General features: G+C 61.2%; 1 protein-coding gene and 1 pseudogene. One reads left to right on the top strand and one right to left on the bottom strand.

Going from position 1 to position 1,233, the window contains the following annotated elements; genetic code table 11:
- Window positions 1–65 precede the first annotated feature (65 nt).
- A pseudogene (locus CV770_RS44430) lies at window positions 66–238 on the bottom strand (integrase core domain-containing protein); the annotation flags it as partial.
- Window positions 239–478: 240 nt separating this feature from the next.
- Here CV770_RS44430 and CV770_RS41100 point away from each other — a divergent pair.
- On the top strand, window positions 479–1,233 hold a 755-nt coding region (locus tag CV770_RS41100; RefSeq protein WP_245454029.1), incomplete at its 3' end, for an IS110 family RNA-guided transposase.

The following is a 1,233-nucleotide window of genomic DNA, read 5'->3' as shown; positions in this document are numbered from 1 at the left end:
GCTGCTCAATCTATCGCCGAACGAGCGCGACAGAACCCAAAATACCCCGCGGGATCGCATCCCGCTCAACAAAATCTCTTCTCTTCAATCACATAGCCAGATGGGTGTTCTGATGCGCAGTTGTAGTATTTGCGCCAAGTCTCCACTTTTCCTCGGCGTCCGCAAGGGACAGGAACCAGTGGGCGTTGAGACATTCGGCCCGGAAGCGGCCGTTGAAGGCTTCGATGAACGCGTTATCCGGCATGATGTAGCGGGTGTCCCGTGTTTCCAGACTCGATCTAGCCCATTAGCGTAGACCGATCCGGGCCTCGGGGCACCGGGAGCACGCACGTGCGGGCAGGCCGTCGCACTGACATGAACTGCGAGTTCGAGGTCGTTATCTGGCCGCCCCTGCGACTAGCCCGGATGCGCTGCGAGCGCGGATCCGTAATTGTCGTGTTGCCCGCAGCTCCCTTTCGCACTGACCATGGAGGGAGAGATGCGCATCATTGGCATGGACATTCATCGCGTGGCGGCCGAGGCCGTGGCGCTGCTCGAGGGACATCTAACGAAGCTCGGCCGCATTCCCATGACTCGTGACAGCTTGGAGGCTTTCGCCAGGAAGGAACTCACCCATGACGATCACGTGGTCGTCGAGGCGACTGGCAATGCCGCGGCCGTTGTCGAAGTTCTGGCGCCGTATGTCGACCGTGTTGTCATCGCCAACCCGAAGCAGGTGCGGTTGATCGCGCACGCAAAGATCAAGACGGATGCGATTGATGCCGCCGTGCTCGCGAAGTTGTACGCCACCGGATTTCTTCCGGAGGTCTGGGTACCCGATCAGCGCACTATGGCCCTGCGACGCCAAGTGGCGCGCCGTACGCAGCTTGTGCGTCAGCGGGTACGCTTGAAGAACCTCATTCAGTCGATCCTTCACGCCCACCTCATTCCGCCCTGTCCACACCTCAACCTTGTAGGGATCAGCGGTCGCAGGTGGATCGCCGCCCAGATAGTACCTGCCGACGAGCGTGTCGCAATCGTGCGGCACCTGGCGCAGATCGACCTGATCCAGGGTTCGTTGAAGGAGGTCGAGGCGGATATCGCGCGTGAAGCGATGTCCGATCCGATCATTCGGCGGCTGATGACGCTCCCGGGTGTGGATATGACGGTGGCTTCGGGCGTGGCCGCGGCCGTCGGCGACATTCGGCGCTTTGCCGATCCGACCAGGCTGGTGAGCTACCTGGGGCTAAACCC

This window comes from Bradyrhizobium sp. AC87j1, assembly GCF_002936975.1.
GTDB lineage: Bacteria > Pseudomonadota > Alphaproteobacteria > Rhizobiales > Xanthobacteraceae > Bradyrhizobium > Bradyrhizobium shewense.
Note: the sequence above shows the minus strand (reverse complement) of the source record. Positions and strands in the feature narration are given on the sequence as shown.